The organism is Geodermatophilus obscurus, from assembly GCF_900115395.1.
Taxonomy (GTDB): domain Bacteria; phylum Actinomycetota; class Actinomycetes; order Mycobacteriales; family Geodermatophilaceae; genus Geodermatophilus; species Geodermatophilus obscurus_B.
Window position 1 is genome coordinate 127,986 of sequence record NZ_FOWE01000010.1, and the last position, 25,197, is coordinate 153,182.

Annotated in this window: 22 protein-coding genes, 1 pseudogene and 1 riboswitch; of the genes and pseudogenes, 9 read left to right on the forward strand and 14 right to left on the reverse strand. The window is 72.6% G+C overall.

Features of this window, described 5'->3' with window-relative positions; translation table 11 throughout:
* Positions 1 to 40: 40 nt before the first annotated feature.
* Together BM165_RS19415 and BM165_RS24425 are read left to right on the forward strand one after the other, a co-directional pair.
* Positions 41 to 661 carry a DUF2306 domain-containing protein gene (locus BM165_RS19415; protein ID WP_208976811.1) on the forward strand — a complete coding sequence of 207 codons (621 nt, stop codon included), beginning with the start codon at positions 41 to 43 and terminating at the stop codon, positions 659 to 661.
* 243 nt (positions 662 to 904) lie between these two features.
* A complete protein-coding gene (locus BM165_RS24425; RefSeq protein WP_244274339.1) occupies positions 905 to 1,054 on the forward strand; it encodes a hypothetical protein in 150 nt (49 codons plus the stop codon).
* Between the two features lie 550 nt (positions 1,055 to 1,604).
* Here the strand turns inward: BM165_RS24425 and BM165_RS19420 are convergent.
* Complete coding sequence (locus BM165_RS19420; protein ID WP_075015194.1) at positions 1,605 to 2,237, reverse strand: TetR/AcrR family transcriptional regulator; 633 nt, start codon at positions 2,235 to 2,237, stop codon at positions 1,605 to 1,607.
* A gap of 91 nt (positions 2,238 to 2,328) precedes the next feature.
* Here BM165_RS19420 and BM165_RS24950 point away from each other — a divergent pair, with 91 nt between their 5' ends.
* From BM165_RS24950 to BM165_RS26140, 6 genes and pseudogenes are all read left to right on the forward strand, one after another.
* Positions 2,329 to 3,282, forward strand: coding sequence for a DoxX family protein (locus tag BM165_RS24950; RefSeq protein ID WP_075015195.1), 954 nt, complete (start codon positions 2,329 to 2,331; stop codon positions 3,280 to 3,282).
* A gap of 245 nt (positions 3,283 to 3,527) precedes the next feature.
* Positions 3,528 to 4,292 carry an alpha/beta fold hydrolase gene (locus tag BM165_RS19430; protein ID WP_280140736.1) on the forward strand — a complete coding sequence of 255 codons (765 nt, stop codon included), beginning with the start codon at positions 3,528 to 3,530 and terminating at the stop codon, positions 4,290 to 4,292.
* Between the two features lie 583 nt (positions 4,293 to 4,875).
* Positions 4,876 to 5,792: pseudogene (locus BM165_RS19435) on the forward strand (IS481 family transposase).
* A 284-nt stretch (positions 5,793 to 6,076) separates the two neighbouring features.
* Positions 6,077 to 7,906 (forward strand): MFS transporter, encoded by a 1,830-nt coding sequence (locus BM165_RS19440; protein WP_177225259.1) that lies wholly within the window; start codon positions 6,077 to 6,079, stop codon positions 7,904 to 7,906.
* A gap of 1 nt (position 7,907) precedes the next feature.
* Positions 7,908 to 8,345, forward strand: coding sequence for a universal stress protein (locus BM165_RS19445; RefSeq protein WP_075015198.1), 438 nt, complete (start codon positions 7,908 to 7,910; stop codon positions 8,343 to 8,345).
* 323 nt (positions 8,346 to 8,668) lie between these two features.
* Complete coding sequence (locus BM165_RS26140) at positions 8,669 to 8,974, forward strand: Rid family hydrolase (protein WP_075015199.1); 306 nt, start codon at positions 8,669 to 8,671, stop codon at positions 8,972 to 8,974.
* A gap of 149 nt (positions 8,975 to 9,123) precedes the next feature.
* Here BM165_RS26140 and BM165_RS25265 read toward each other — a convergent pair whose 3' ends face one another.
* From BM165_RS25265 to BM165_RS19465, 4 genes are all read right to left on the reverse strand, one after another.
* Entirely contained in the window at positions 9,124 to 11,097 is a 1,974-nt protein-coding gene (locus BM165_RS25265) for a family 43 glycosylhydrolase (protein WP_075015200.1), read from the reverse strand.
* A gap of 567 nt (positions 11,098 to 11,664) precedes the next feature.
* Positions 11,665 to 12,804 carry a flavin monoamine oxidase family protein gene (locus BM165_RS19460; protein ID WP_143108242.1) on the reverse strand — a complete coding sequence of 380 codons (1,140 nt, stop codon included), beginning with the start codon at positions 12,802 to 12,804 and terminating at the stop codon, positions 11,665 to 11,667.
* The gene (locus tag BM165_RS26145; RefSeq protein WP_208976814.1) at positions 12,705 to 13,034 is read right to left on the reverse strand and encodes an FAD-dependent oxidoreductase; all 330 of its coding nucleotides are present in this window, start codon (positions 13,032 to 13,034) and stop codon (positions 12,705 to 12,707) included. The genes BM165_RS19460 and BM165_RS26145 overlap by 100 nt, the downstream gene beginning before the upstream one ends.
* A gap of 214 nt (positions 13,035 to 13,248) precedes the next feature.
* A complete protein-coding gene (locus BM165_RS19465; protein ID WP_075015201.1) occupies positions 13,249 to 13,830 on the reverse strand; it encodes a dihydrofolate reductase family protein in 582 nt (193 codons plus the stop codon).
* A gap of 128 nt (positions 13,831 to 13,958) precedes the next feature.
* Between BM165_RS19465 and BM165_RS19470 the strand changes: the two genes are divergently transcribed.
* Entirely contained in the window at positions 13,959 to 14,846 is an 888-nt protein-coding gene (locus BM165_RS19470) for a DUF4349 domain-containing protein (RefSeq protein WP_075015202.1), read from the forward strand.
* 7 nt (positions 14,847 to 14,853) lie between these two features.
* Here BM165_RS19470 and BM165_RS19475 read toward each other — a convergent pair whose 3' ends face one another.
* From BM165_RS19475 to BM165_RS19515, 9 genes are all read right to left on the reverse strand, one after another.
* Entirely contained in the window at positions 14,854 to 16,044 is a 1,191-nt protein-coding gene (locus BM165_RS19475; protein WP_208976815.1) for a benzoate/H(+) symporter BenE family transporter, read from the reverse strand.
* Between the two features lie 80 nt (positions 16,045 to 16,124).
* Positions 16,125 to 16,212: riboswitch (ZMP/ZTP riboswitch) on the reverse strand.
* Between the two features lie 104 nt (positions 16,213 to 16,316).
* Complete coding sequence (locus BM165_RS19480; protein ID WP_075015203.1) at positions 16,317 to 18,218, reverse strand: acyl CoA:acetate/3-ketoacid CoA transferase; 1,902 nt, start codon at positions 18,216 to 18,218, stop codon at positions 16,317 to 16,319.
* Between the two features lie 13 nt (positions 18,219 to 18,231).
* On the reverse strand, positions 18,232 to 19,596 hold the full coding sequence (locus tag BM165_RS19485; protein ID WP_075015204.1) for an MFS transporter: 1,365 nt from the start codon (positions 19,594 to 19,596) through the stop codon (positions 18,232 to 18,234).
* A gap of 331 nt (positions 19,597 to 19,927) precedes the next feature.
* Positions 19,928 to 20,407, reverse strand: a complete 480-nt coding sequence (locus tag BM165_RS19490; RefSeq protein ID WP_083427529.1) for a tryptophan-rich sensory protein — start codon at positions 20,405 to 20,407, stop codon at positions 19,928 to 19,930.
* Positions 20,404 to 21,810 carry an alpha/beta hydrolase fold domain-containing protein gene (locus BM165_RS19495; RefSeq protein WP_075015206.1) on the reverse strand — a complete coding sequence of 469 codons (1,407 nt, stop codon included), beginning with the start codon at positions 21,808 to 21,810 and terminating at the stop codon, positions 20,404 to 20,406. Before BM165_RS19495 ends, BM165_RS19490 begins: the two co-directional genes overlap by 4 nt.
* A complete protein-coding gene (locus tag BM165_RS19500; RefSeq protein ID WP_075015207.1) occupies positions 21,807 to 22,760 on the reverse strand; it encodes a CPBP family intramembrane glutamic endopeptidase in 954 nt (317 codons plus the stop codon). Before BM165_RS19500 ends, BM165_RS19495 begins: the two co-directional genes overlap by 4 nt.
* Positions 22,757 to 24,031 (reverse strand): FAD-dependent oxidoreductase, encoded by a 1,275-nt coding sequence (locus tag BM165_RS19505; protein WP_075015308.1) that lies wholly within the window; start codon positions 24,029 to 24,031, stop codon positions 22,757 to 22,759. The genes BM165_RS19500 and BM165_RS19505 overlap by 4 nt, the downstream gene beginning before the upstream one ends.
* 35 nt (positions 24,032 to 24,066) lie before the next feature.
* Positions 24,067 to 24,624 carry a hypothetical protein gene (locus BM165_RS19510; protein WP_075015208.1) on the reverse strand — a complete coding sequence of 186 codons (558 nt, stop codon included), beginning with the start codon at positions 24,622 to 24,624 and terminating at the stop codon, positions 24,067 to 24,069.
* Between the two features lie 9 nt (positions 24,625 to 24,633).
* Positions 24,634 to 25,098: a hypothetical protein gene (locus BM165_RS19515; RefSeq protein ID WP_075015209.1), complete on the reverse strand. Its 465-nt coding sequence runs from the start codon at positions 25,096 to 25,098 to the stop codon at positions 24,634 to 24,636.
* Between the last annotated feature and the right edge of the window lie 99 nt (positions 25,099 to 25,197).

Genomic DNA, 25,197 nt, shown 5'->3' on the forward strand with positions numbered 1-25,197 from the left:
GGGCAGCCCGCGGCGGGGGCCAGGCCCGGGGACCTGGCTGGTGCCCCTCGGGCTGATCGCGTTGAGCCTCGTCCCGATCATCGCCGGTTCGCTCCGGCTGGTCGAGCTGTCGGGCGGGGCGGCGATCCTGCCGGCCAAGCCCACGTCGCCGCTGCCGCTCGTGCTGCACATCGTCAGCGCGAGCCTCTACTCCGTCCTGGGTGCGTTCCAGTTCTCCTCCGGTTTCCGGCGGCGCAGGCCCGGCTGGCATCGCGTCGCCGGACGGCTCCTGGTGGTGCTCGGGCTGGTGGTCGCTCTGTCGGCCCTGTGGCTGACCATCTTCACTCCCCTCTTCGAGGGTTCGGGCCGGCTCTACCAGGTGTTCCGGCTGGTGTTCGGCTCGGCGATGGTGCTCAGCATCGTCCTGGGCTTCCTGGCCATCCGTCGTCGCGACGTGGCCCGGCACCGGGCATGGATGATCCGGGCGTACGCGATCGCGCTGGCCGCCGGCGCTCAGGTGTTCACGCTCGGGATCGGGGAGGCGATCGTCGGCAAGGGCGACACCAGCAACGCCCTCTTCGCCGGCGCAGGCTGGGTGATCAACCTCGCTGTCGCGGAGTGGGTGATCCGCCGGCGCCCGGCTCGACGCGTCGTCCCGGCTCGAGCGCGCGCACAGCGATGAATCGGCGCCATCCGCAGCCCTGCCCCACACGCGCTGACACATCCAGCGCTGCGGCCGCCGCCGGCAGGGCGACTTCTACCTGCGCCGCCCCACGAAGCCCACGTCCACGAAACGGAGGGCCGATGCCCACCACGCGGCTCGACAACGTGACAACGCCGTCCAGCTGACCATCGGCAGCAAGCGACAGGCTCCTCGTCCCGTCCACCCCGGCAACGTCCAGACTCCAGACTCGGAGAGCACGACATGACAGAGAACCGAATGCCCCATCCCGTCCGCGTCGACGCAACGCTGGACCCGTCGCTCTCCCGCGGGTCGTGGCGGGTGAAGTGGCTGCTGCTGATCCCGCACGTCGTCGTGCTGGTCATCCTGTGGGTGGCCATCGCCCTGAAGTAGGGACCTGGCGGGCTTCCCTGCACTCGATCCGGGACCTGAGGAGGGTGCCGGCCGGACAGCGGATGCTGACTACGGCGGCGCGGGTGACGACAGCGGCATCTCCCTGATACCCACCGGCAACAACCACGGCAATGGCGATGAGGCAATGGCCCTCGCGATGCCCTCGTGTCGACAGAGGCACGCTGGAGGCACGGTCGATGGCAGATGGCCGTCCGACCAGGGGTTCGGAACGCTATGAGCCCTGGCCTTCCAAGCTGGCCATGCCGGTTCGATCCCGGTCACCCGCTCCACGCGTCTCCGTAGCGCACCCGGCCTTACAGGCGTTGTGGCGAGGCTCTGGAGGAGCCCCCGGACGGCCCGTCCCTGCGCACCCCAGCGCACGCCCGCCGCTTCCCCGCCACCGCCTCGACGGCCCAGTCGTGACGATGCCGTCCCGATCACCGATCGTGCTGCAGGGCGACCACACTGAGCCAGACCGGATGCATGGCGCCGCCCCCCGGCTGACCCGTGGTGGGCACGGGGGGTCTCGATCACCGGAGTACTGAGCCGCTCATCGAGGAGCGGCCGCTCGCTCGTCGTCGGTGCGCTGCGCGGAGTGGCGACCGGTTCCGCGGGGGCCCAGGGTCAGGACGCCCGCTACCTGCCGCGCCGCCGCAGCAGCGTCGGAGCCGAGGCTCGTGGGCAGGGCACCGGTGATCCACAGACTCGCGAAGCCGTGCACCATCGACCAGGCGGCCAGGCTGGCGGTCCGGGCGTCGGGTCCAGTTGCCTCGGGGGAGGCTGCGCTGATCCCGCTCTGCAGAGCGGTGGTGCTCCGCTGGCGCGCCGCGCGGACGTCGGCGTCGTCCGGCTCGTACAGGTCCGGGCGGAACATGACCTCGAAGTGGGCTCGGTGGGTGACGGCGAACTCGACGTAGGCGACGCCGACCTCGAGGAAGTCTCCGGTGCCCTTCAGCGCCTCGGTCAGCTGGTCGGCGAGCAGGTGGAAGCCCTCGGTGGCGATCGCGGTCAGCAGCCCGGTCTTGTCGCCGAAGTGGTGCGCCGGTGCCGCGTGGGAGACGCCGGCGCGCCGAGCCAGTTCGCGCAGGCTGACCCGGGCCGGCCCGACCTCCTCGATCATCCCCGCCGCCTGGCGCAGCAGTTCCCGGCGCAGGTCACCGTGGTGGTAGGGGCGGTCCGCCATGAGCGGAGCCTAGGCCGACAATTTTGTCATTGACAAGTTCGCCGTGTCGGGTCAAATCTAGCCATCGTCAAGTTCTCGGGAGGAGGGCGTCATGACCCCCTTGTTCGTCCTGATCGGCGCGTCCGGCGTCGTGTTCGTCGTCTCCGCTGCGACGTCGCGGTCGCTGCACGGGCACCAGACCACCGCACTCCGAGGTGGACTGGCCGCGATGTTTGCCCTGACCGGCACTACCCACTTCGTGGCCCTACGGGAGGACCTGATCGCGATGGTGCCGCCGGCGCTGCCGGCGCCCGGGTTGCTGGTCACCGTGACCGGGGTCCTGGAGTTGGCCGGAGCGGTCGGGCTGCTGTGGCGGCCCACCGCGCGCTGGTCGGCCGTGGGCCTGACCGGCCTGCTGGTCGCGATGTTCCCTGCCAACGTCCACGCCGCACTGTCCGGCAGCGGACTGAACGGCGAGGCGCCCACCCCGCTCGGTGTCCGGACGGTGATCCAGATCGTGTTCATCGCCGCCGCGGTCGCCGTCTGGGCCGGCCTGCGACGGGACGGGCGCAGCGCACCAGCGGAGCGAGGCGACCGTGCGAGGCAGATCGCGACGCTGCCGCCGGCTCACGGGCCCGCGTATCCGTCCTCCCCCGGGGTGGTGATGGTCTCCCGGTTGGAGCTGCGATCCCTGCGGGACGTCCCGGGGTTCCTCCGCGCTGCACTGCGTCTGCGGCGCGCCTTCCGGACCTCGGCCGGCGCCATCACGCTGCGGCTGGCCGCCAGCCCGCTGGCCGGGACGTTCTGGACCTGGTCGTCGTGGGCCGACGAGCCGGCGCTGCAGGAGTACACCCGGTCGCGTCTCCACGTAGGCGTCATGCGGTCCTACCGCACCAGCATGCGGGGCTCGGCGTTCCACGTCCTCGACCCCGCGCAGGTCGAGGTGCCCACGACCTGGGCCGAGGTGCGCGCGCTGACCGGGTCGATCCGGACGGACTCGGAGTCCTCGTCGGATCGGTCTCATGCCGTGACGGGTGCGGGGCAGACCCCCGAACCGGAGAACTGAACGTCGAACGCCTGGGGGCGACGCGGCGCATGCGTCGCCCCCAGCCCCCACGTTCCCGTGGCACAGGACAAGGAGACGGGTATGACGAGCAGCTTCCTCGATGCCGACCACCGCGACCGGGCCCAGGGACAGGAGGCCGTGGCATGAGCGCCGCCGATGCCGTCGCGTACCACCCACCACGCACGGCGACCGTCGGCGAGGTGGACCTCTGCTACGACGCGTTCGGGAGGCCAGATGCCCCTCCTATGCTCTTGATCATGGGTCTGGGCTTCCAGCTCATCCACTGGCCAGAGGGCTTCTGCCGGCAGCTGGCCGCCGAGGGGTTCCGGGTGGTCCGGTTCGACAACCGAGACGCCGGCCGCTCCACACACCTGCCCGGACGCCGCTACTCCCTCGACGACATGGCCGACGACGCGGTCGGCCTCCTCGACGCCCTGGGTGTCGACTCAGCGCACATCGTGGGTGCCTCCCTCGGCGGGATGATCGCGCAGACGACGGCCATCAGGCATCCCCGTCGCGTGCGTTCGCTCGCCTCGCTCATGTCGACCACGGGTCGCCGCGGCGCCGGCCGGACCTCCCTACGCGTCTTCCGCCACGCCCTGGCCCGACCGCCCCGGACCGAGGAGGAGGCGATCGAACGCCGCGTCCGGGTCTTCTCCACGATCGGGTCGACCGGCTTCGACCAGGACCTGGACGAACTGCGACGGGTCAGCGCGCTCGCGTTCGAGCGCGATCCCGACGCGCGTGACGGTCGTCGACGCCAACACCGCGCCGTGCGCGCCGCCCCGGACCGGACCAGGGCGCTGCGAGAGCTCACGGTCCCCACCGTCGTCATCCACGGAACCGAGGACCTGATGTGCCACCCGTCCGGCGGACACGCGACCGCCGACGCCATCCCTGGCGCACGCCTCGAGCTCATCACCGGGATGGGCCACGACCTGCCGCCCGGAGCCTGGCCCGAGATCCTCCGGGCGATCACGGACAACGCCGGACGCGCCGAAGCACAGTGACGTCGTCACACGTCGATCCCGGCCCGGACGGGTGTGGTCCCTCCGCGTGGTGGAGCGGAGACCCCGCTCAGGAGGAGTCTCATTCCGGCGAGCGCCACGTCCTCTTCGGACATGGATCGTGAGCCGAACGCGACAGGCACACGCGAGGCCACGCATTGGGTCCACACGCCTTCTCCTGCAGCCGTGTTCGAGAAGCCCTTCGGGCATCTCGTCAGAACTCGGGCCCGGTGCCGACGCGATGGGGCCGACGTTCGCCGGCCTCCGGGTCGGCGAACCGACACCTCGCCGAGCTGGGTGACGCCCGGGCTTGGCGGCGTCCCGCCCGGTGGTTGCACGTGCGGCAGCGGACCGGCAGCCGGTGCTCCCCCTCGGCGACTGGGGGGCAGGCGCCGTCGTCGGTCGAGCCCCAACCGTGCTGCTAGGTGTAGTGCCCACGGACGTTGTTGACGGCGTGGCTGGTTGATCAAGGAGGAGACCTCCGGACGTAGTGGGTGTGTCTAGGACTCACCACGCCGGAGGTCTCGTCTTGGAGGTTAGGCCGCAGTTGTCCGTCTACGGGCGCTGGCTGCTCGTGCAGCGGGTCATGTCGGGTCGGCCGGTGGCGCACGTCGCCGCCGAGCTGGGGGTCAGCCGGGCGACCGGCTACAAGTGGTGGCGCCGCTGGCAGCAGGAGGGTCTTGCCGGCCTGCGCAGCCGCTGCAGCCGCCCGCGCACCAGCCCGGCCAGGACCCCCGATGACGTCGAGCGGCGGGTGCTGGCGCTGCGCCGGCAGCGGCGGCTGGGCCCGGCGCGGATCGCCGGCATCCTCGGGCTGGCGCCCTCGACGGTGCACCGGATCCTGACCCGGCACGGCATGCCGCGGTTAGCCTGGCTGGACCGCCCCACCGGCATGCCGGTGCGCTACGAGCGCGGCCAGCCCGGCGAGCTGGTGCACGTCAACATCAAGAAGCCGGGTCGGCTACGCGCGGGCGGCGGCTGGCGGGTGCACGGCCGCGACAGTGCCGCCGGACGCCGCAGCCACGCCGCTCTGGCCCGCGGTGAGCGGTTCGGGCTGGAGTTCGTGCACACCGCCGTCGACGATCATTCCCGGCTGGCCTACAGCGAGGTGCTGCCCGATGAGCAGGCCGCCACCGCGGTGGCGTTCTAGGTCCGAGCGCAGGCGTTCTTCGCCGACCACGGCATCACCGTGCAGCGGGTGCTGACCGACAACGGCTCCTGCTACCGCTCCCGGCACTGGCGTGAGCAACTGGCTGCTGCCGGCATCACCCACAAGCGCACCGGCCCTATCGGCCGCAGACCAACGGCAAGGTGGAGCGGCTCAACCGCACCTTGCTCACCGAGTGGGCCTACGCCCGCCCCTACGCCTCAAGCCAGGAACGGACCGACGCCTTGCCGGCCTGGCTGCACACCTACAACCATCACCGCGCCCACACCGCGCTCGGCGGACGGCCTCCGATCAGCCGCACCCCCGTCAACAACCTCCCGGGGCACTACAACTAGGCCACCCAGGCCACGGAGTCGGCGGTGGCGCCACCTCGCCGAACAACCATCGCACGCCATTCAAATGCGAACGACCGTCAACTGCCGCCCCTGCCTCTCGGTCGAATTGACACGTCCGGAGGGTCCCGTCAGGATCCGGAGTGATCCGCGTCACATGTGTCTTGAGGACGTCGAGGTGCCATGGAGTGAGGTCGGAACGAGGCCTCGCACTTCCCACACATCGAATCGCCGCACCAACGCGACTTCACCTAGTTTCTTGACCCACTTCGAGAGGAGCGCTGTCCATGTCCACAGCACTGGCGGAAATCACGGAAGTGGGCTCGGACGACGCACGTCGACCCTTGATGACCTCCAGGAACATCGCCTGGATGAATCTCGGGTTCTTCGGGGTGCAATTCAGCTTCGGGCTGACCCAGAGCGCGGTGAACCCGATCTTCCTGTTCCTGGGGGCGGACGCGCACGACCTGCCGATCCTCAACATCGCCGGCCCGATCACCGGCTTGTTGATCCAGCCGATCATCGGCGCGATGAGCGACAAGACGTGGCATCCGAAGTACGGCCGGCGAAAGCCGTACATCATCGGCGGCAGCATCGTGATGATCGCCATCTTGTTCCTCTTCCCGCTGGTGACCGCGCTCTGGATGGCCGTGATCTGCCTGTGGCTGGTGGATGCGGGCAACAACACCGCGATGGAGCCCTACCGGGCGTTGATCTCCGACCGGCTGCGGAAGGTGCAGATCCCGAGGGGCTTCCTGATCCAGAGCATGTTCACCGGTGCCGGGGCGGTACTGGCGAACGTGTCGCTGTTCATCTTCCAGAAGGTGCTCCCCGGCGGCGGTGAGGGAGGGGTTCCCACCTGGGTCTTCGTGGTGTTCTGGTTCGGCGCGGTGTGTGCCATCGTCACGGTCGGCGTTGCGATGCTGCGGACCACGGAGGTCACGCCGACCGACGAGGAGCTGGCGCACCTCAAGACGCAGTCGAAGGGGCTCTCCGCCACGGTCCGCGAGATCGCCGAGGCCGTGAAGGTGATGCCGATCGGCATGCACAAGATCGGCCTGGCCTTCCTGTTCCAGTGGTACGCGATGTTCATCTACTGGCAGTTCGTCAGCGTCAGCGTCGCCGAGTCGGTGTGGAACGCAGCCCCGGACTCTCCCGGCTACGAGGAGGCGGCCGGCTGGGTCGGCCTGATGAACGGCTCGTACAACTTCGTCACCATGCTGTCGGCCTTGTTCCTGCTGCCGCTGTGCCACCGCTACGGCGGCAAGAAGGTGCACGCCGGCACGCTCACGCTGGCCGGCCTCTCGCTCGTGTGGCTGTCGACGATCGAGAGCCAGTGGCTGACCCTGGTCCCCATGATCGGCCTCGGCATCTGCTGGGCCAGCATGGTCGGCGTGCCCTACCTGATGGTGGCGAGCATGGTGCCCCGGGAGCGCACCGGCGTCTACATGGGCATCTTGAACATGATGATCGTGGTCCCGATGCTCATCCAGACGCTCACCTTCGGCTGGATCTTCGAGAACCTGCTGGGCAGCAGGGGCACCAACGCGATGGTGCTCGCCGGCGCGCTGCTCGGTTGCGCGGCCCTCGCCATGCTGTGGGTGAACTCGCCGAAGTCCGACGAGGACTCCAGCGTGATGCCGCTCGCCGGGCGTCGCGAGATCACGGTGTACGACCGGGTGGTGGTCGGCTCGGACGGGTCGGCGTCCGCGCTGTACGCCGTGGCCCGGGCGCACGAGGTCGCCTCTGCAGCGGAGGCCCGGGTGGTCGTGGTCTCCGCCTACGACCCGGACGACGCCGGCCGGCCGCACGAGCCCGTGGACGGACGCCGGCTCCTCTACGGGCGGGAGGCGGCCCGCGCGGCCGTGCACAAGTCGGTCCGGGAGATCACCTCCGAGCGGGTCCGGGACATCGAGCAGGTCGTCGTCGCCGCCAAGCCCGCCGAGGCGCTGCTCCGGGTTGCCGGAGCCAGTCCGGCCAGCTTGATCGTGGTGGGCAACCGCGGACTCGGGGCTGACGAGGGCGAGATGCTCGGATCGGTGCCGGCGGAGATCGTCCGCAAGGCCGTCTGCGACGTCCTCGTGGTCCAGACCTCGGCCCTGCACGAGGAGGTCTGACATGGGCGACATCAAGCTGATCATCGCGGGAGTGGACGGCTCCGACGCGAGCCGAGCGGCGCTGCACTGGGCCTACGACGAGGCGACGCACCACGGTGCCTCCCTGACGGTGGTGATGACCTGGCACCCGCCCACGCTGCCTCAGTCGCCGCCGTTCGGGGCGTTGACGGAGAAGGACTACGAGAGCCAACCGAGGCTCGAGGCGCTCGGGGTCCTCGACAAGCTGGTTGCCGAGTTGGAGAAGCGGACACCAGAGGTCGACGTGCGGACCGCGATCGAGGAAGGCAGCCCGGCGAAGGTGCTGATCGAGCGCTCCAGGGGTGCCGACCTGATGGTCGTCGGGTCCCGGGGCCACGGCGGCTTCGCCGGGATGCTGCTCGGCTCGGTCAGCCAGCACCTCGTCGCCCACGCGGAGTGTCCGGTCGTCGTGGTGCGCTGAACGAGCGGCGGTGCTCCACGGAGGCGTTGCCGATGTCGACCGTGGGTGCGGTGTGTCGGGCCAGGTCGGCGTAGGCGTCGGCAGAGGCTGCGTTGGCAGGTCGTCGTCGGCGTCTTCCCCGCCGCCGGGGCTGGATCGTGACGGGGGTGTCGACCCCCGTTGACCGCTGAGCGCCGGCCTCGGCCGGTGCAGAGGCACGGGGGACGACAGCCGGGTGGGCAACTGTGACACCGCCGTCCGGAGTAACGGGGACCGGCGCGGCGACCAGCAGGTGCACCGGTGCCGCCGTGCCGCGTGCACGCGGCGAAGCGCGACACGGTGTCGTGTCCGATGCCCACGGGGACGATCCCGGCACGGGTCGACAGTTGATCGGCACCGACCGCGTCCCTGGGTCGCCCCTGTACAGCCAGGGTGTTCGGGTCAGGGATCACATCCACGTCTCCCGGATGACCGGCACCGACCCGGTGACAGGCGTCCTGGCCGGCGGGACGATCCAGGAGCAGACGCGCCAGGCCATCGCCCACCGCCCGGCGATCCTGGAGGCCGGCGGCGCCAGTAGCGACGACGTCGTGGAGGTCGACGTCCTGTCGACCGACCCGGCAGATCCCGCCGACCTCGACGAGGAGTAGCGCGAGCGTCCCGACCGATCCGCCCGCACGTCACGCGGCCAGACCCGGCGTCGAGCTGCCCGGGATTCTCGTGTCCATCCGGATGACCGCGACCACCTCCGGAACGGGTCACCCGAGCTCAGGGGAACCCGACCGGACCGGTGGAGAGGTCACCTCCCGGTCGGGGTCTCCTTCAGGCTGTACACCCGCACGTAGTCGAACTCCGCCTCGAACTGCTGGGTCGGGTCGACCGTCCCCTGGGCGAACAGCGCGATCTTCTGGTCGTCGCCCAGCGTGTGCGTCCAGGTCTGGCCGCGCTCCCAGTTCGTCCCGTCCTGGCTGGTGTAGCCGGTGTAGCCGTGGGTGTCACCGCCGGCCGCGGCGCGCTCCGCACCCCGGAGCTCCTCGACCACGACGCGCAGGTACGTCCACTCCTCCGACGGCGGGCCGATGACGGAGTTGCCGTAGCGCGACCAGCCCTCGCCCGCCTGCTCGGCACCGATCTCCTTGGCCCACTCGGTCTGCCGGGTGTTCCAGATCGAGGTGTTGGTGAGCTTCACGTAGTGGTCGGTGTCGCCGTAGATCCCGATCCCGGCCTGGGCGAAGTTGAAGCAGCAGTCCTCGTCCGGGATGTCCGTGCGCACGCGCGTCTCGACCACGTAGTCGCCTCGCGGGGCGTCGCGGGTCAGGACCCAGGCGGTGTCGACGTCGACGTACGTGTCGCCGGGCTGGATGTCGACCGTGAGCACGCCGCCGCCGACCGTGTGGTCCGGCGGGTCGGCGGGAGCGTTGTCCCCGCGGTCCCAGGTCCACTCACCGGCGAGCGCCGTGCCGTCGAACTCGTCGGAGTACTCCCCCAGCGGCCTGTGCGGTGCCTGGGTGTCGACGAGCCGCGTCTGGTGGCGGGAGACCTGGCCCTCCTGCGCGGCCGGTGCCGGCATCCTGCCGTTGGACGGGCCGCTGCCGCCGTTGACGGTCGGCCAGCCGTCCACCCAGTCGATCGCGTCGAGCAGGGCGGGCCGCTTGGTGAGCCCGGGCTCGAACGCGAAGAAGGGGTCGTTCTGGTCGACGGCGTGGTAAATGGTCCACCAGTCGCCGTTCGCGTCCTGGAACACCGTGTTGTGCCCGGTGCCCGTCCACTCGTTGCCGTTCCCGTAGAGGAACGGCGTGCCACCGGCCTGCGTGTCGGTGAAGGAGTTGCCGAAACGGTCGACGAAGGGCCCGAGCGGGTCGGTGGAGCGGCCGACGAACACCGCGTAACCGGTCAGTGCTCCGTTGCAGCAGTTCGTGGCCGACACGAAGATGTAGTAGTAGCCGTCCCTGTAGACGACGTTGGTGCCCTCGTACTTGTTGTCGATGGCGACCATCACCGGGTTCGCGGCCTCGGCGCCCTCCTCGGTGAGCGTCAGTTCGGCGCCGTAGACGCCGCCCCGGTAGCTGCCGTAGTAGAGGATGCCGGTGTCCTCGATGGAGTCGCCGAGGACGTCGGGGTCGTACGTCCAGAGGAAGTCGCACGCGCCTGCGGCGCCGGCGGGGCGCGGGTCCACGACGGGCTCGTCGTAGAACGTCCACGGGCCGGTCGGGGTGTCGCTCACGGCGACGCCGATCGCGTTGTCGGTGTCGCAGTCCTCGACGCCGCTGGTCGCGGCAGTCGTGTCGGTGACGCCGAAGAACAGGTAGTACTGCTCGTAGGTGGTGGAGTAGACGACCTCGGGCGCCCACAGGGCCGCGTCGTCCTCGGCGTAGCCGGGCAGCCCGGCGGTGCCCTGCGGGAACGCGTCCCCGACGTACGTCCAGTTGACCAGGTCGGTCGAGGTCATCATCGGGATCCGGCGGAAGACCGGGTTCCCGTCGGCGTCGACGTCCTCGTCGTTCAACGGGTCGGTGGTGCAGAACATGTACCAGGTGATCTGCCCGGTCCCCGGGTCCTGGGTGTTGAACACCGTCGGGTCGGCGCAGCTCTCGACGACGCCGCCCGCGGGGATCACCGGGAGCAGGGGGTTCTCGTAGGTGCCGGGGTTCTTCCCGCCCTGTCCACCAGGGGCCGCGGCGCTCGTGGCCGGGAACACCAGTCCCAGCGCCACGAGAACGGCGATCAGGAGCGACGTCCGAGCGAGGCGACCGGGGACGGGCGACTGTGCCATGCGGGTCTCCTCAGCGCCGGGCAGTCCGCTGGGCGGACCCCCCTCGGGAAGTGTCGGGAACGTAACAGGTACGGCCGGTTCACCGAAGGCGGAAATGGCGAAACGCGGGGCCGACACGCGGAATGGAGATCCGAGTGCACGGCGGGCGACCGGGAACGCAGGTCCTCGCAGCGCCGCCGCGATCGGTTGCGCCGCCGCCGTCGAACGGAATGGTCCGAGGGCGCCGGACCGGGCGCCACGATCGCGCATCGGTGCTGGTGGGCGGCGAGATCACGGGCCCGCCGTCCGCCGGGGGCGCTCCCCCGGCACGGCCACGACGGCGCTGGCCCTCACCCTGCTCGTCGAGCACCGGCGCGCCGTCGACGCCGACCCCGACGACCAGGTGCTCCAGGGACCCTCCGTGCGCCTCACCCGAGGGCGGTGACCGGCGCTCGAGGCACGCAGGAGGTACGGGCAAGGGCGAGACACTGCGCTGGACGGGGACGGCCGTTCCTCGGGTCCCGAGCCGGCCGTGCCGGTTCGATCCCGGTCACCCGCTCCACGCGATCCGGCGAATCGACGGGCCCGTCAGGCCCCGTGGGGAGGACCCGAGGACCTCGGCGCGTCGAGCACCTCCCTCGCCGTGGCGCGGCCCGATCGCACGGCGCCCTCCATGTAGCCGCTCCACTCGACGGCGTACTCGGAGCCGGCCCAGTGGACCCTGCCGACCGGCGGCCGCAGCGACTCCCCGAAGGCCGTCCAGACACCCGGGGCGAAGTGCGCGCCGTAGCAGCCGCGGGTGAACTCCTCCTCGCTCCAGTTCTTCTCGACGTAGGAGGTGGGGTGGGCGGCCTGCTCCCCGAAGTGCCGGACGAAGCAGCCCAGCACCTGACGACGCCGCTCGGCCTCGGACAGGCGCTGCCACCGGAGTGCCTCCCCTCCCTCCACGAAGCCGAGCAGGACACCGACCTCGGCCTCCGACGGTGAGACGTCGAAGGTGACCTTCACCGGGCCACGGTCGGACGCGGCCTGGCCGTTGAGGCCGTCCTCGCGCCAGAACGGCGTCGGGTAGGCCGCGAAGGCCTTCACCACCGTCCCCGCCGGGAGACGCTGGGTCAGCTGATCGCGGGCCGCGGGCAGGGGCGGGTCGTCGACGAGTCGCCCGGCGAGCGTGGGCGGGATGGCGACGACGACCCGGTCGGCGGCGTGCTCCCGGCCGGACCGGGTCCGCACCGTCACGCCGGCACGGTCCTGGGTGATCGACGCGACGGGGTCGCCGAGCCGGACGTCGAGCCCCTCGGCCAGCCGCTCGGCGACCACCACGGAGCCACCGACGACCCGGTCCTGCTGCGCGCCGTGGTCGACCGCGACGAGGGTCTCCAGGTCGCCGTTGCCGACGGCGTAGCAGAGAGCGTGGAGCAACGAGATGTCACTGGCGTCGGCCGCGAAGACCGCCTCCGTCGCGATGTCGAAGTACGCACGGCCGCTGCGCGTCCGCAGCGTCCGCCGTACCCAGGTCCGGAAGGTCTGGCCGTCCAGCACGTCCGCGCGCGGGTGCGCCCAGGGGCGCGCCGGGTCCACGCTCCGGGCGAGCCGTCCGAAGCGCGACATCCCCTGGGCGAGATCGGTCAGCGCGAACGGGCCGAGCCCCGGGACGGCACCCTTGCGCCCCTCCATGCGCGAACGCCTGCTGCCGAGCTCGACCACGAGCTCCCCTCGTCGTTCCACGTGCGGAACGTGGCGAGTCCGAGCTCCTCGACGAGCGCGTACATCCGCTGGTGGCCCTCGCCGATCCACGCGCCTCCCAGCTCGATCGGCCACCCCTCGACCACACCGCCCTCCAGGCGGCCACCGACCCTGTCCCGGGCCTCGAGGACGACCACCTCGGCGCCTCCCCGCTGCACTTCCCGCGCCGCGGTGAGACCGGCCAGTCCTGCGCCGACGACGACCACCCCCACCAGACACCTGTCATCCGACCGGATCCGGTCAGTCGTGGACGAGCCGAGCTCCCGCGGACCTGCATAGCGCGCCGGTGTGCCCGGGCGGAAGGACCTCGGGGCCCGCCCCCGGCTGCGGCCACGCCTCGACGTACCGGGGCGCGGTCCTCGGCGGGGGACGTCGGGACGAGTGCCGCGCAGGGGCTCCGTCGACGTCGACGGGCCCGGTCGCGCCTCAGCCGTGCAGCGTCGGGCGGTAGACCAGCTCCTGGGTCCGGCCGTCGAGCGTGCGGCTCTCGAGCAGCTCGAGGTCGAAGTCGGCCGCGCCCGCGAAGACCGGCTCCGTCCCGGTCCGGCCGGTGATCACGGGGAAGACCGTCACCTGGACGCGGTCGACCAGGCCGGCGGCCATCAGCGCCCGGTTCATCGACAGGCTGCCGTGCGAGCGCAGCGGCACCGCCGACTCCTCCTTGAGCCGGGCGACGACGTCGACGGCGTCGCCGCTGACGAGGGTCGCGTCCGGCCAGTCGAGGGGGCCCTCGAGCGTCGTCGACACCACCGTCGTCGGCATGTCCCGCATCCGGGTGTTCACCGGGTCGAGCGCTCCGGAGGCGGCGCCCGGGCCCAGCATCTCCACGAACTCCCGGAAGGTGTGCGCGCCCAGGACCATCCGCTGGTCCGGGCCGTACGCGGCGAGGCGGCGGTCGAGGAACTCGGGGCCGTGCTTGCCCCAGTAGCCGCCCCAGTCACCGCGCTCGTCGAAGGAGCCGAAGCCGTCGAGGCTGCAGAAGACGTCGAAGGTGTACGTGGCGGTCACGGTGTGCTCCTCGCGTGCGGTCGGCCGGTCAGAGGTGCAGACCGGCGACCGCCCCGGGAGTCATCGCCGGTGTCACGATCACGCATCGGCGCTGGTCGGCCGCGAGATTCCGGGCCTACCGTCCCGCCATGAGGCGCTCCCTCGGCACGGCCATCGCGGCGCTGGCGCTCACCCTGCTCGTCGGCTGCACGGGCGGCGGCGCGGGCTCGGACAGCGCGGGCTCGGACAGCGCGGGCAGCGCCACCGACGTGGGCCCGGTCACCGCCGCCCCGGGAGATCCCGAGGTCGCCCCCGCCGAGGCCGACCCCGACCGGCAGGTGGTCCAGACCGCCACCGCCTCCGTCGCCGTCGAGGACCCGGCCGACGGCGCGCAGCGGGTCAGCGAGCTGGTGGAGTCCGTCGGCGGGCGGGTCGAGGAGCGCACCGAGCAGGCCGCGTCCGGGGAGGACGGGGTCGAGGGCGCCGTCGCCGACCTCGTGGTGCGGGTGCCGGCCGGGGAGCTGACCGGCGTCCTGGCCGACCTGGAGGACCTGGGCGACGTCGGCAGCGTGTCCGTGTCCCGCTCCGACGTGACCACCACGGCGGTCGACCTGGACGCGCGGATCTCGGCGCTGCAGACCTCGGTGGCGCGGCTGCAGGCCCTCATGGCCACCGCGGCCTCCACCGAGGCCCTGCTGGCGGCCGAGGGCGCCCTCTCCGACCGGCAGGAGGAGCTGGAGTCCCTGCGGTCCCAGCGCGCGCTGCTGGCGGACCGGGTGGAGCTGTCGACGCTGCACGTGCACCTCGAGCCGTTCGGCGTGGCGCCGGTCGGCGGACCGGGAGGCTTCCTCGACGGGCTCGGCACCGGGTGGCGGGCCCTGGTCACGGCGCTCGGCGCGGCGGTCGTCGTGCTCGGCGTCGCCCTCCCCTGGCTGGCACTGGCCGCGCTGGTCACCGCGGCGGTCCTGGTGCCGCTCCGCCTCACCCGGCGGCGGGCCGCCGTGGCAAGCGCGGCACCAACGCCGCCGCAGGACTGACGGGTCCTCACCCGGCGGACGACCGTCCCCGGCGGAGCACGAGGAGGACCGCGAGCCCCGCCGCGAGCGCCCAGAACGCGGCGCTCACCCCGGCGATCGCCACACCCGAGGCGGCCGTCGCGAACACGACGACGGCGGGGACCCGGTCGGCGGGCTCCGCGAGCGCCGCCTGCAGCGACGCGGCGAGGGTCGTCAGCAGCGCCAGCCCCGCGACCGCGGGCAGCACCCCGGCCGGGGCCAGCAGCACCAGCGCGCCCAACGCGGCGGAGGCGACGCCGATCAGGACGTGGACGACGCCCGCCGTCACGCTCGCGATCCAGCGCCGCGAGCGGTCCTCGCCCGCCTCCGGCCCGACGGCGAGCGCCGCGCTGATGGCGGCGAGGTTGACGGCGTGGCCCCCGGCCGGCGCGCCGGGCACGGTGCCGACGCCGGTCACGAGCATCGAGCGCCGCCAGGGCACGTCGTAGCCGAGACCCTTCATGACGGCGACGCCGGGGACGTTCTGCGAGGCCATCGTCACGAAGTAGAGCGGCACGGCGATACCGAACACCCCGGCCGGCGTGAACGCCGGGACCGTGAGCTCCACCCGGGGCACGAGCGTCGCGGGATCGACCGGGGCCCCCGAGGCCGCGACGTGGACGCCGATCACGAAGGCCGCGGTGAGGAAGGCGAGCGGCGCCGCCCAGCGCGGCAGGAGCCGCAGGGCCAGCAGCCAGGTGAGGACGACCGGCGCGACCGCGAGCGGGTTCGCCGCCAGCCCGGTGACCGGCCCGAGGCAGAGCTGGAACAGCACCCCGGCGAGCATCGCCTGGGCGACCGACGCCGGGATCCTGGCGATGAGCGCGCCCAGCTGCGGCACGAGGCCGGTGAGCACGACCAGCACGCCGGCGACGAGGAAGGCGCCGACCGCGGCGGGCCATCCTCCCTCCAGGGTGCCGGTCGAGGCGAGCAGGGCCGCACCGGGCGTCGACCACGCGACGGTGATCGGCATCCGGGTCCACGCCGCGAGCAGGATGCAGGACAGGCCCATGGTCACCGTCACCGCGAGCAACCCGCTCGACGCCTGGCCGGCGTCCGCACCGACCCCGGCGAGACCGCTCAGGACGACGACGAAGGCGCTCGTGAAGCCGACGAGAGCCGACACCACCCCGGCCGAGACCGGCCGGAGCACCCCGTCCGGCGCCGGGGCCGCCGTCACGCGGCCACCCGGTGACCCGGCGTGGGACGCGGCTGCGGGTCGCGCGGTGCTGGACAGGCGGTCATCGGGCTCCTCGGTGTGGCGGGAGCCCAGGCGCGCGGCGGTCGTCGATCGACGGGGCCGCTCCCCGGTGGTGACCCACCTGCAGCGCCAGTCACGGCCCGTGCCGAGCCTGGAGCGAGTGCCCGGGCGCCGACGAGATCAGCCGCGCGCGTGCTCGTCGCGGACTGCCGGGCACCTGCCTCCGGTGACCACCGGAGGGGCGGACGAGCTCAGCGGGGGCGCTGGCCGAAGTTGGGGTGGAGGTCGTGCTCGGTGAACTCCCGGCCGAACTGGCGACGGAGGAACGCGTTTGTCGAGTAGCGCGTGGAGGAGAGGAAGAAGCGCTCCTCGTTGCTCCTGACCATGGCGAAGAAGGGATCGGCCGCGTCGGGGCCGAGGTCGAAGTTGTCGTAGTTGACGACGACGTGCACCCGCCGGTCGAGCGCGGTGAACCGGCGGTGCAGCTCCCGGGCCAGGTCGTCGGCGTCGTGCGCCGTGACCAGCCGCAGCCCCTCGAAGTCGACGTAGACGGTGTCGGTGGCCGCGTCGAGACGGAACCGCTCCTCCATGCCGACGGGAGGCCGGTCGCGCAGCCCCATGAGTCGGTCGCGGAAGATCGCCGCGTCCATGGCGCGCAGGTCGTCGCTGATGTCGGGGGCGACGTCCATGTGGGCCAGCACGTCCCGTTCCACGTCGACGCCCGGGGCGACCTCGACCAGCTGCAGCCCCCGCTCGGTCAGCCGCAGGACGCACCGCTCGGTGACGTAGTGGACACCCTGCCCGCGCTCCGCGGCCAGGCGCCCGTTGAAGGTCACCTGCCCGACCCGGTCGCGGAACTTCGCGACCGCGCCGGTGTCGTCGATGACCAGCGCGCCGTCGCGCACCGCCACCCGCGAGCGGGCGGTGAACGTGCCGAGGAAGAAGACCGCCTTGGCGTTCTGGCTGATGTTGATGAAGCCGCCCGCACCGGCGAGCCGGCGACCGAACCGGCTGACGTTGACGTTGCCCTCCACGTCGGCCTCGGCCATGCCCAGGAACGCCTGGTCCAGCCCGCCGCCGTCGTAGAAGTCGAACTGGTAGGGCTGGTCGATGATCGCCTGCGGGTTGGCGACGGCGCCGAAGCTCAGCCCACCGGCCGGGATGCCGCCGACGCCGCCCGGCTCGACGGTCAGCGTGATCAGGTCGAGGATCCGCTCCTCGGCAGCCACCGACCCCACCCCCTCGGGGATGCCGATCCCGAGGTTGACCACCGCGTTGGTCGACAGGAACATCGCGGCGCGACGGGCGATCACCTTGCGCGCGTCGAGGGGCATCGGGGCCAGCCCGGTGCTCGGCGCGACGACCTCTCCCGTGTAGGAGGGGTTGTAGACCTCGGCGAAGGTCTGGCCGTGGTTGGCGGGCTGCGCGACGACGACGGCGTCGACGAGGATCCCGGGGACCTGCACCTCCCGCGGGCTCAGCGTCCGGTGCTCGGTGACCCGCTCGACCTGCACGATCACCACACCGCCGGAGTTCTTGGCCGCCTGCGCCATCGACAGCACCTCGAGGGTGAGCGCCTCGCGCTCCATCGTGATGTTGCCCTCGGGGTCGGCCGTCGTCCCGCGCAGCAGGGCCACGTGCACCGGCTGCGCGGGGAAGAACAGGTGCTCCTGCCCGCGCAGCGTCACCAGCTCGACCAGGTCCTCCGTGGTGCGCTCGTTCATCCGGCCGCCCCCGTGGCGCGGGTCGACGAAGGTGCCGAGCCCGACCGTGGTCACCACCCCAGGACGGCCGCCGGCGATCTCCCGGAACAGGTGGCTGATCACGCCCTGCGGCCAGCAGTACGCCTCGATGCGCTCGTCGAGGGCCAGCGCGCCGAGCCTCGGCACGAGCCCCCAGTGCCCGCCGATGACCCGGCGCACCATGCCGTCGGCCCCGAAGTGGTTCAGCCCGCGCGTGCCGCCGTCGCCCTGGCCCGCCGCGTAGACCAGGGTGAGGTCCCGCGGCGAGCCGGTGGCCTCGAAGCGCCGTTCCAGCGCGAGCGCGAGCTCCTCGGCGAATCCGACGCCGACGAAACCGCCGGTCGCGACGGTGTCGCCGTCGAGGACGATCTGCGCCGCGGCGTCGGCCGAGATGACCTTGTTGCGCTGCACCGGACGGCGCGGCTCAGCGCCGGCCGGCGCCGGCCGTCGCCCGGTCGGCAGCGGGGTCGCGCGTCAGGTCGCTGTGCGCCGTCTCCCGGCTCAGCACGACGGCGATCACCGTGAGCACCGCGGCACCGGCCAGGTACAGCGAGATCGGCGTGGAGCCGCCGTACTCGATCAGCAGCGCCGTGGCGATGATCGGCGCCAGGCTGCCCGCCACGATCGAGGACACCTGACCGGCCACCGACAGACCGCTGTAGCGCACCTGGGTGGAGAACAGCTCCGAGAAGAAGGACGCCTGCGGCCCGTACATCGCCCCGTGCAGGACCAGGCCCACCGTGCCGGCGAGCGCCAGCAGCCAGAACGACTGCGAGTCGTACAGGGCGAAGAAGACGAAGCCCCACACCCCGATGCCCACGGCCCCGACCAGGTAGACCGGCCGGCGACCGAACCGGTCGGACGCCGCCCCCATGGCGGGGATGGCCACGAAGTGGACCGCGGAGGCGATGAGTGCCGCGTTCAGCGCCGTGCCGCGGGACACCCCCGCCTCGTCCGTGGCGTAGGCCAGGGCGAACGCGGTGAAGAGGTAGTAGCCGATGTTCTCCGCCAGCCGGGCGCCGATGGCCAGGACGATCTCCCGCGGGTAGTCCCGCAGCACCTGGACGACGGGCAGCCGGGGAGCCTCCTCCGCGGTGGCGGCCTGCTCGCGGGCGGCCTGGAAGACCGGCGACTCCTCGATCGACACCCGGATCCAGAGGCCCACTGCCACCAGCACCGCGCTGAGCAGGAACGGGATGCGCCAGCCCCAGGTCTCGAACTGCTGGTCGGTGGTGAACGTCGAGACCAGCGCGAGGACGGCGACGGCGAGGAGGTTGCCCGCCGGGGCGCCGGCCTGCGGCCAGGAGGCCCAGTACCCGCGTCGCTCCGGCGTGCCGTACTCGGCGGCCATCAGCACCGCCCCGCCCCACTCACCTCCGAGGGCGAAGCCCTGCACCAGCCGGAGCAGGACGAGCAGGATCGGCGCCCACACGCCGATGGCCGCGTAGGTCGGCAGCAGCCCGATGAGGAACGTCGCGCCGCCCATCAGCATCAGCGTGATGACCAGCATCTTCTTGCGGCCGACCTTGTCGCCGAAGTGGCCGAAGATCACCCCGCCGATCGGCCGGGCGGCGAAGCCCACGGCGTAGGTGGCGAAGGCCAGCAGCGTGCCGACGAGCGGGTCGAAGTCGGGGAAGAACAACCTGTTGAAGACCAGCGCGGCGGCCGAGCCGTAGAGGAAGAAGTCGTACCACTCCACGGTGGTGCCGACGAGGCTGGCGCCGACGACCTTGACGATGGACGTGCGCGACCCCGGCGGGACAGCGGCTTCCTGGTGAGACCTGGACAAGGCTCATCCCCCTATGCGTGTGCAGGATCCGTCGAGGTTCCGGATGTCTCCGGCCGAGGGGCGGGAGCCCTCGGCGATCGGGGTGGTCGTCGCCGGTACGCGGTTCGGCGCCGCACGGGACCAGGCAGGAGCCACAGATGGCTGTGCGGATCCACGGTCACCCCCTGCTGCCGGAGCTCCGGCCACAGCATCCCCGGGTCGCGGCACATCGGCGAGTTGCGGGCCTTCTCGATCCGGTGACCCGCGCCGGGCCACGGCAGAGGACCGCCGGCGAGGGAGGCCGCCACCTCGGGGGCGGGCGGTCACGACGTCTGGACGCGATCCCGGCCCGTCAGTCCCCGGTGCCCGAGGGGCGCCTCGGGTTCAGTCGCCACAGCCGGTACGTCCACGGCAGGTCGTAGGCGAGGACGTAGGCCGTGTACGGGGCCAGGGCGTTGCGCGAGCGTGCGTCCCCCATGACCGAGCGCTGCAGCGCCGCCAGGGGAACGACGAAGGCGCACAGCCCGACGAAGCCGGCACGAGCGCTCCGGCGGCCGAAGAAGACCCCGTTCCAGGCCTCGTTGCCGACCAGGACCGCCAGGCTCCAGGCGGTGCTCCGGGCGTCGCGACGGTCGATGCTCCGTGCCAGCACGTAGCCGATGACGCCGTAGTAGAGCGCTCCCACCGCCAGGAAGGCGGGCAACGGCAACTGCCGGCGCGGAGCGGTGAGGCTCCGGAACCAGGCCATCGCCCCCCTCCCGATGAAGGCGTTCCCCGCGACAGCGGCCACGCCCGTGCAGGCGCTCGCCTGGAGCACCGGTCGCCGCCTCATGCCGTGCCCGATCCCGCGCCGCCGTCGTCGACCGCGCCGGCACGCGCCGGGTCCTCCGCCCGCCTCTTGAGCGCCTCGTTCATCGCCACGAAGGCGGGCAGGGTGTTCCGGTCCAGGGACGCGGCGACGAACGGGACGAGGACACCCCGGAAGGTCTCCTGCTGGACCAGCCGGGTACCGCCGGCCTGCGGCTGGAGCAGGAAGGTGTGCTCGGCGTCCATCAGCCCGGGCACACCCAACCTGCCGCGCCACCGCAGCTCCCGGTTGACGGCGACCTCGACCAGTCGGGGGCGCAGGGTCATCGCCCGGCCGCCGACCGGCTGCATCCTCAGCGTCAGCCGGCAGCCGGGACCCACGGTCCCCTCCGCCCGCACGATGAACGGGTTCCACTCCGGATACGCGGCGAGGTCGGTGAGCACCTCCCACACCCGTGCGGGCGTCGCCTCGATGTCGACGTCGGTGGACAGTCGCTCGGACATGGCGTTCTCCTCCGGTGGGGTGGGGGTCGGGGCAGCGGACGCCTGTTCGAGATCAAGACGCTCGCGGAGGAACGCGGCCTGGGCGGCCACTGCCCGATCCGCCGCGGGGCCGGCCCTGAGGGTGGGATACGCGTGCAGGGCGCCGGGCTCCTCGAGGTGGTCGACGGCCACGCCGGCGTCCTGGAGCCGCCGGCGCAGCAGGCGGACGTCGTGCACGAGGATGTCGCGGGTTCCCGCGGTGATGTGCACGGGTGGGAGTCCGGCCAGGTCGCCGTGCAGCGGGGACAGCCGGTGGTCGCCCAGCGGGGTCCGGCTCGCGTAGGCCGCGGCCGACGGCTGCAGGAACTGCCGACTGAGGACCGGGTCGGCAGGCTCGGTCCCGGGGATCTGCGGATTGGTGAGGGTCAGGTCGACCCACGGCGCCACGAGCACCAGTGCCGCCGGCAGGGGGCTCCCGGCGGCGACCAGGGCCCGGGTCGCGGCGAGCGCCAGGGCACCACCGGAGCTGTCCCCTGCCAGCGCCCAGCGGCCCGCTCGCAGCACCCCGCTCGACGTCAGGGCCCGTAGAGCGGCGACGACGTCGTCCAGCGCCGCCGGGTGCGGGTGCTCCGGCGCGAGCCGGTAGTCGATCACGACGGCGGCCACCGACAGCTCCGCGCCGAGCGCGGTCAACCAGCGCCACTGCCCGGACACCGGCCCCGTCACGTACGACCCGCCGTGCAGGAAGACCAGCACGCCGCGGTCGGCCGCCGAGGGCCGGAGCCACGTGACGGGCACCCCGCCCGCGGTCCGCATCTCCACGTGCTGACCGGCCCGGAGCGGCGGACGGGGCATCCGCCCCAGCCGCTGGATGCGGACGTTGAGCGGGAAGGGCAACCGTGGCAGCCCCCGGCTGGCCAGGCGGTAGAGCGCCGTGCCGGTCACCGTCGCCCCGCCGGCTGCCCGGGAGCCCGACGGGACGGCGCTCGCCGGCCCGCCGGAACCGCTGGAGGCCGCGTGCCGGTGGCGGCGGAGGCGCCGCGCGCCGCCGGGCGACCGAGCCGGCCGCGGGTGGCGGCCAGGACGACCAGGCCCACGGCCGCGAGGGCCAGCAGGTGCACCGGGCCGACGGTCCCGTCGGGGTACAGCCGGGGCAGGAGGCCGGCACCGCCGAAGCCGCTGCCGTCGGTCGTCGCGTTTCCCGCCGCGTGGACCAGGCCGACAACGAGCAGGCTGCCGGTGCGGTTGGCGACCCAGCCCTGCAGGAACCGGAACGGGACGGCCGTCGCGGTGATGAACAGCAGGACGGCCACCCCGCCGAGCCAGCCGTTGCCGGCCGCCAGGGAGGCGTGCTGCAGCGCGAACAGCGGTCCGGTGACCAGTGCGGCCCGCACCGGCCCGTGCCGGTCCTGCAGGCGGGTCTGGAGGAAGCCCGTCCAGGCGACCTCCTCCGCCCAGTTGGTGGTGAGGAAGCCCAGGAGCAGCTGGACCAGCAGTCCGGAGAGCAGTGCCGAGACGAGCACCCGGCCGATCGCCTCCGGCGCCCCGAGCAGGGCTCCGGCCACCGCCGCGGCGGCCACCGGGACGACGACCAGGACCAGGCCGTACCAGCGCAGGGGCACCCGCACCCGGACCGCGCGCCGCCACAGCGCGCGCACGCCCGCCCGCCCGCCGACGACGCCGGTGATGACGACCGCCGGCAGCAGCAGGCCGAGCAGGTTGGCCGCGACGACGAACGGAGCAGTGGGCAGGTCCACGCCGTACCAGGCGGGCGCGAGGACGGGCTGGAAGGCGATCGCCTGGCCGACGGGGAAGGACCAGGCCAGGAAGCTCGCGACGGGGTGCCTGCGGACGACACCGGCCAGCCGGCGTCCCGCGCCGACGGGCGACCTCATCGCAGGGCGCGGGCCGGCGCTCCGGCCGGCCCCAGCAGGGTCACGTCGACGTGCTCGTTGCGGATCCCGATGGCCATGAAGCGGGAGAACAGCCGCAGCAGCGGCGGCACCCGCGACATGACGCGCAGCGGCACGGGGACCCCCCGCGGCGGGACCGGGTCCCCGGCGGCGCCGAACATCTGCCGCTGGACGCCGCGCTGCACCAGCTGGGTGACCCGCGTGGGGAGGTCGCGGCGTCGCTGCACCCGCCGGAGGTCCCGCGGTGTCACGGCACCCCTGCGCAGGGGGAGGACGAGGGCGTTGGCGGCGGCCACCGCGTCCTGGACGGCGAGGTTGATCCCGACCCCCGCGACCGGGGACATGGCATGCGCGGCGTCACCGATGCACAGCAGCCCCGGCCGGTACCAGCGGCGCAGCCGGTTGACCCGGACCTCCAGGAAGCCGGTGTCGTCCCAGCTGCGGAGGGCACCGTCGAGCCGGTCGGCCAGGAAGGGCATGGCGCGCGCCAGGTCCGCCCGGAGCGCCTCGATGCCCGCCGCCCTCAGCGACGCGACCGTGCCCTTCGGCATGGTGTAGGCGCCCTGCCAGTAGCCGCCCCGGTCGATCATCGGGAGCAACCGACCGGGAACGAGCCGCGCGAAGGACGCCCCCGGATCCCCCGCACGCTTGGGCAGGCGGTACCAGAGCACGTCCATCGGGGCGCCGAACTCGACCGGGGACATGCCCGCCGCCCGCCGCACCGCGGAGGAGCGTCCGTCGGCAGCGACCGTGAGCAGCGCGCGCAGCTCGCCCTCGGAGCCGCCGCCGGCCGTCCGCCGGTAGCGGACCCCGGTCACCGCGCCGTCCTCCTCCACGAGCCCCACCACCTCCACCTGCCGGTGCAGGGCGAAGGAGGAGGACCGCGCGGCCTCGGTGGTGAGGAAGTCCAGCAACTCGTACTGCGGCACCATCGACAAGCACTGGAAGCGACCCGGGAGCCGGGTGAAGTCGCCGAGCGTGACGAACCCGTCGTCGGTCATCAGCGAGATGCTGGTCGTGCGCTGCTGGGGCAGCTCCTCGAAACCCTCCAGCAGGTCGAGCTCCGCGAGCACCTGCATCGTCGAGGCGTGCACCGTGTCGCCGCGGAAGTCGCGCAGGAAGTCCGCGTGCTTCTCGAGGACGACGACGTCGATGCCGGCGCGGGCGAGGAGGAGTCCGAGCACCGCCCCGGCAGGGCCGCAGCCGGCGATGCAGACGGTCGTCGTCGCGGGGAGATCCTGGGTGGTGGTCATGGCGTCGTCCTTCCAGAGTGGGGCGGGGCCGACGGTCACGAGGAACTCGACGACAGGACGGGCGGGGCCGACGGCTGCTCCGCCGGCTGCGGCCGGCGCGCCCGGTACCGCCGCACCCCCCAGAGGACGGCGGCGTCGCAGATCAGCAGCCCGACCAACCCGGGCACGGTCATCGCCCATCCGGTGCCGTCGCCGACGACGACACCCCACAGCAGCTTCCCGCCGGCCATGGCGTTCAGGAGGACCAGGCCCCAGCCCACCGACCGCCGCCAGAAGGCCAGGCAGTAGGCGGTCAGTGCCAGGGGTGCGAGCGTCGCCTGCGCGAACTTCTCCAGGTCCCAGGTCCCGGTGATCCACTCCCGCTCGAAGTCGAGGAACTCCAGGATCTGCGGATCCGGCTGGGCGGGCGCCGGGAACCAGGAGATGCTGGTGGCCAGCGCGACGAGGGTGCCGGCGATGCCCCAGCCGCTGCGCCGGTGGGCGAACCAGGCCAGCGGGATGAGGAAGAGCGGCCTGATGTACCAGCTCAGCGGGTTGGCGTGCCGGTCGAAGGCCCAGTCGCCGAAGTCGGCGAGGAGCTGCGCGATGTCCATGACGGTCTCCTAGAGGTGGGTCGGTGCGGGTCCGCGGGAACCCGACTGCGGTGCCGTCCAGGCGGAGGCGGGGAGCCGGGAGGCCAGGACCAGCAGCGCGACGGCGGCCAGGCTGACCGCGGCGAGCGAGATCGACTGCAGGACCTGGTCGGTGACGGTCGGCAGGACCGACACGTGCGCCTGGTGGTAGAGCTGGTGCGGCAGGTTCGTCACGACGACGGCCAGGCCGACGGCGCGGGCGAGCCAGACCCCTCCGCTGAACAGCGCGACGAGCGCGACGGTGCCGACGGCGAGGTTGCCGAGACCGACGTCGCGGAGCAGGTGCTCGTTGTAGGGACCGTCCGGGCTCACCCAGTGGTGTCCCATCCCGGGGAAGTCGGCGTAGAAGGAGGCCGGGAACACGGCCTGCCAGAGCCCGACCACCAGTCCGAAGAGGGCGAACCACGCCAGCAGGACCTTGACGGCGAGACGCATGCGGACCTCCGGAGGAGTGCGGATCCGGGTGGGGGCCGGCGGGTCACCGGTGTCCCGGGGAGACCGTCGGGCCCGGCCCTTGACGGATCGTGGGCGTCT

Bases quoted from the DNA above. Each gene is read 5' to 3' on its own strand.
- BM165_RS24425 (WP_244274339.1), top strand. From the start codon at position 905: ATGACAGAGAACCGAATGCCCCATCCCGTCCGCGTCGACGCAACGCTG.
- BM165_RS19420 (WP_075015194.1), bottom strand. From the start codon at position 2,237: ATGGCGGACCGCCCCTACCACCACGGTGACCTGCGCCGGGAACTGCTG.
- BM165_RS24950 (WP_075015195.1), top strand. From the start codon at position 2,329: ATGACCCCCTTGTTCGTCCTGATCGGCGCGTCCGGCGTCGTGTTCGTC.
- BM165_RS19430 (WP_280140736.1), top strand. From the start codon at position 3,528: ATGCTCTTGATCATGGGTCTGGGCTTCCAGCTCATCCACTGGCCAGAG.
- BM165_RS19440 (WP_177225259.1), top strand. From the start codon at position 6,077: ATGTCCACAGCACTGGCGGAAATCACGGAAGTGGGCTCGGACGACGCA.
- BM165_RS19445 (WP_075015198.1), top strand. From the start codon at position 7,908: ATGGGCGACATCAAGCTGATCATCGCGGGAGTGGACGGCTCCGACGCG.
- BM165_RS25265 (WP_075015200.1), bottom strand. From the start codon at position 11,097: ATGGCACAGTCGCCCGTCCCCGGTCGCCTCGCTCGGACGTCGCTCCTG.
- BM165_RS19470 (WP_075015202.1), top strand. From the start codon at position 13,959: ATGAGGCGCTCCCTCGGCACGGCCATCGCGGCGCTGGCGCTCACCCTG.
- BM165_RS19490 (WP_083427529.1), bottom strand. From the start codon at position 20,407: ATGAGGCGGCGACCGGTGCTCCAGGCGAGCGCCTGCACGGGCGTGGCC.
- BM165_RS19500 (WP_075015207.1), bottom strand. From the start codon at position 22,760: ATGAGGTCGCCCGTCGGCGCGGGACGCCGGCTGGCCGGTGTCGTCCGC.
- BM165_RS19505 (WP_075015308.1), bottom strand. From the start codon at position 24,031: ATGACCACCACCCAGGATCTCCCCGCGACGACGACCGTCTGCATCGCC.
- BM165_RS19510 (WP_075015208.1), bottom strand. From the start codon at position 24,624: ATGGACATCGCGCAGCTCCTCGCCGACTTCGGCGACTGGGCCTTCGAC.
- BM165_RS19515 (WP_075015209.1), bottom strand. From the start codon at position 25,098: ATGCGTCTCGCCGTCAAGGTCCTGCTGGCGTGGTTCGCCCTCTTCGGA.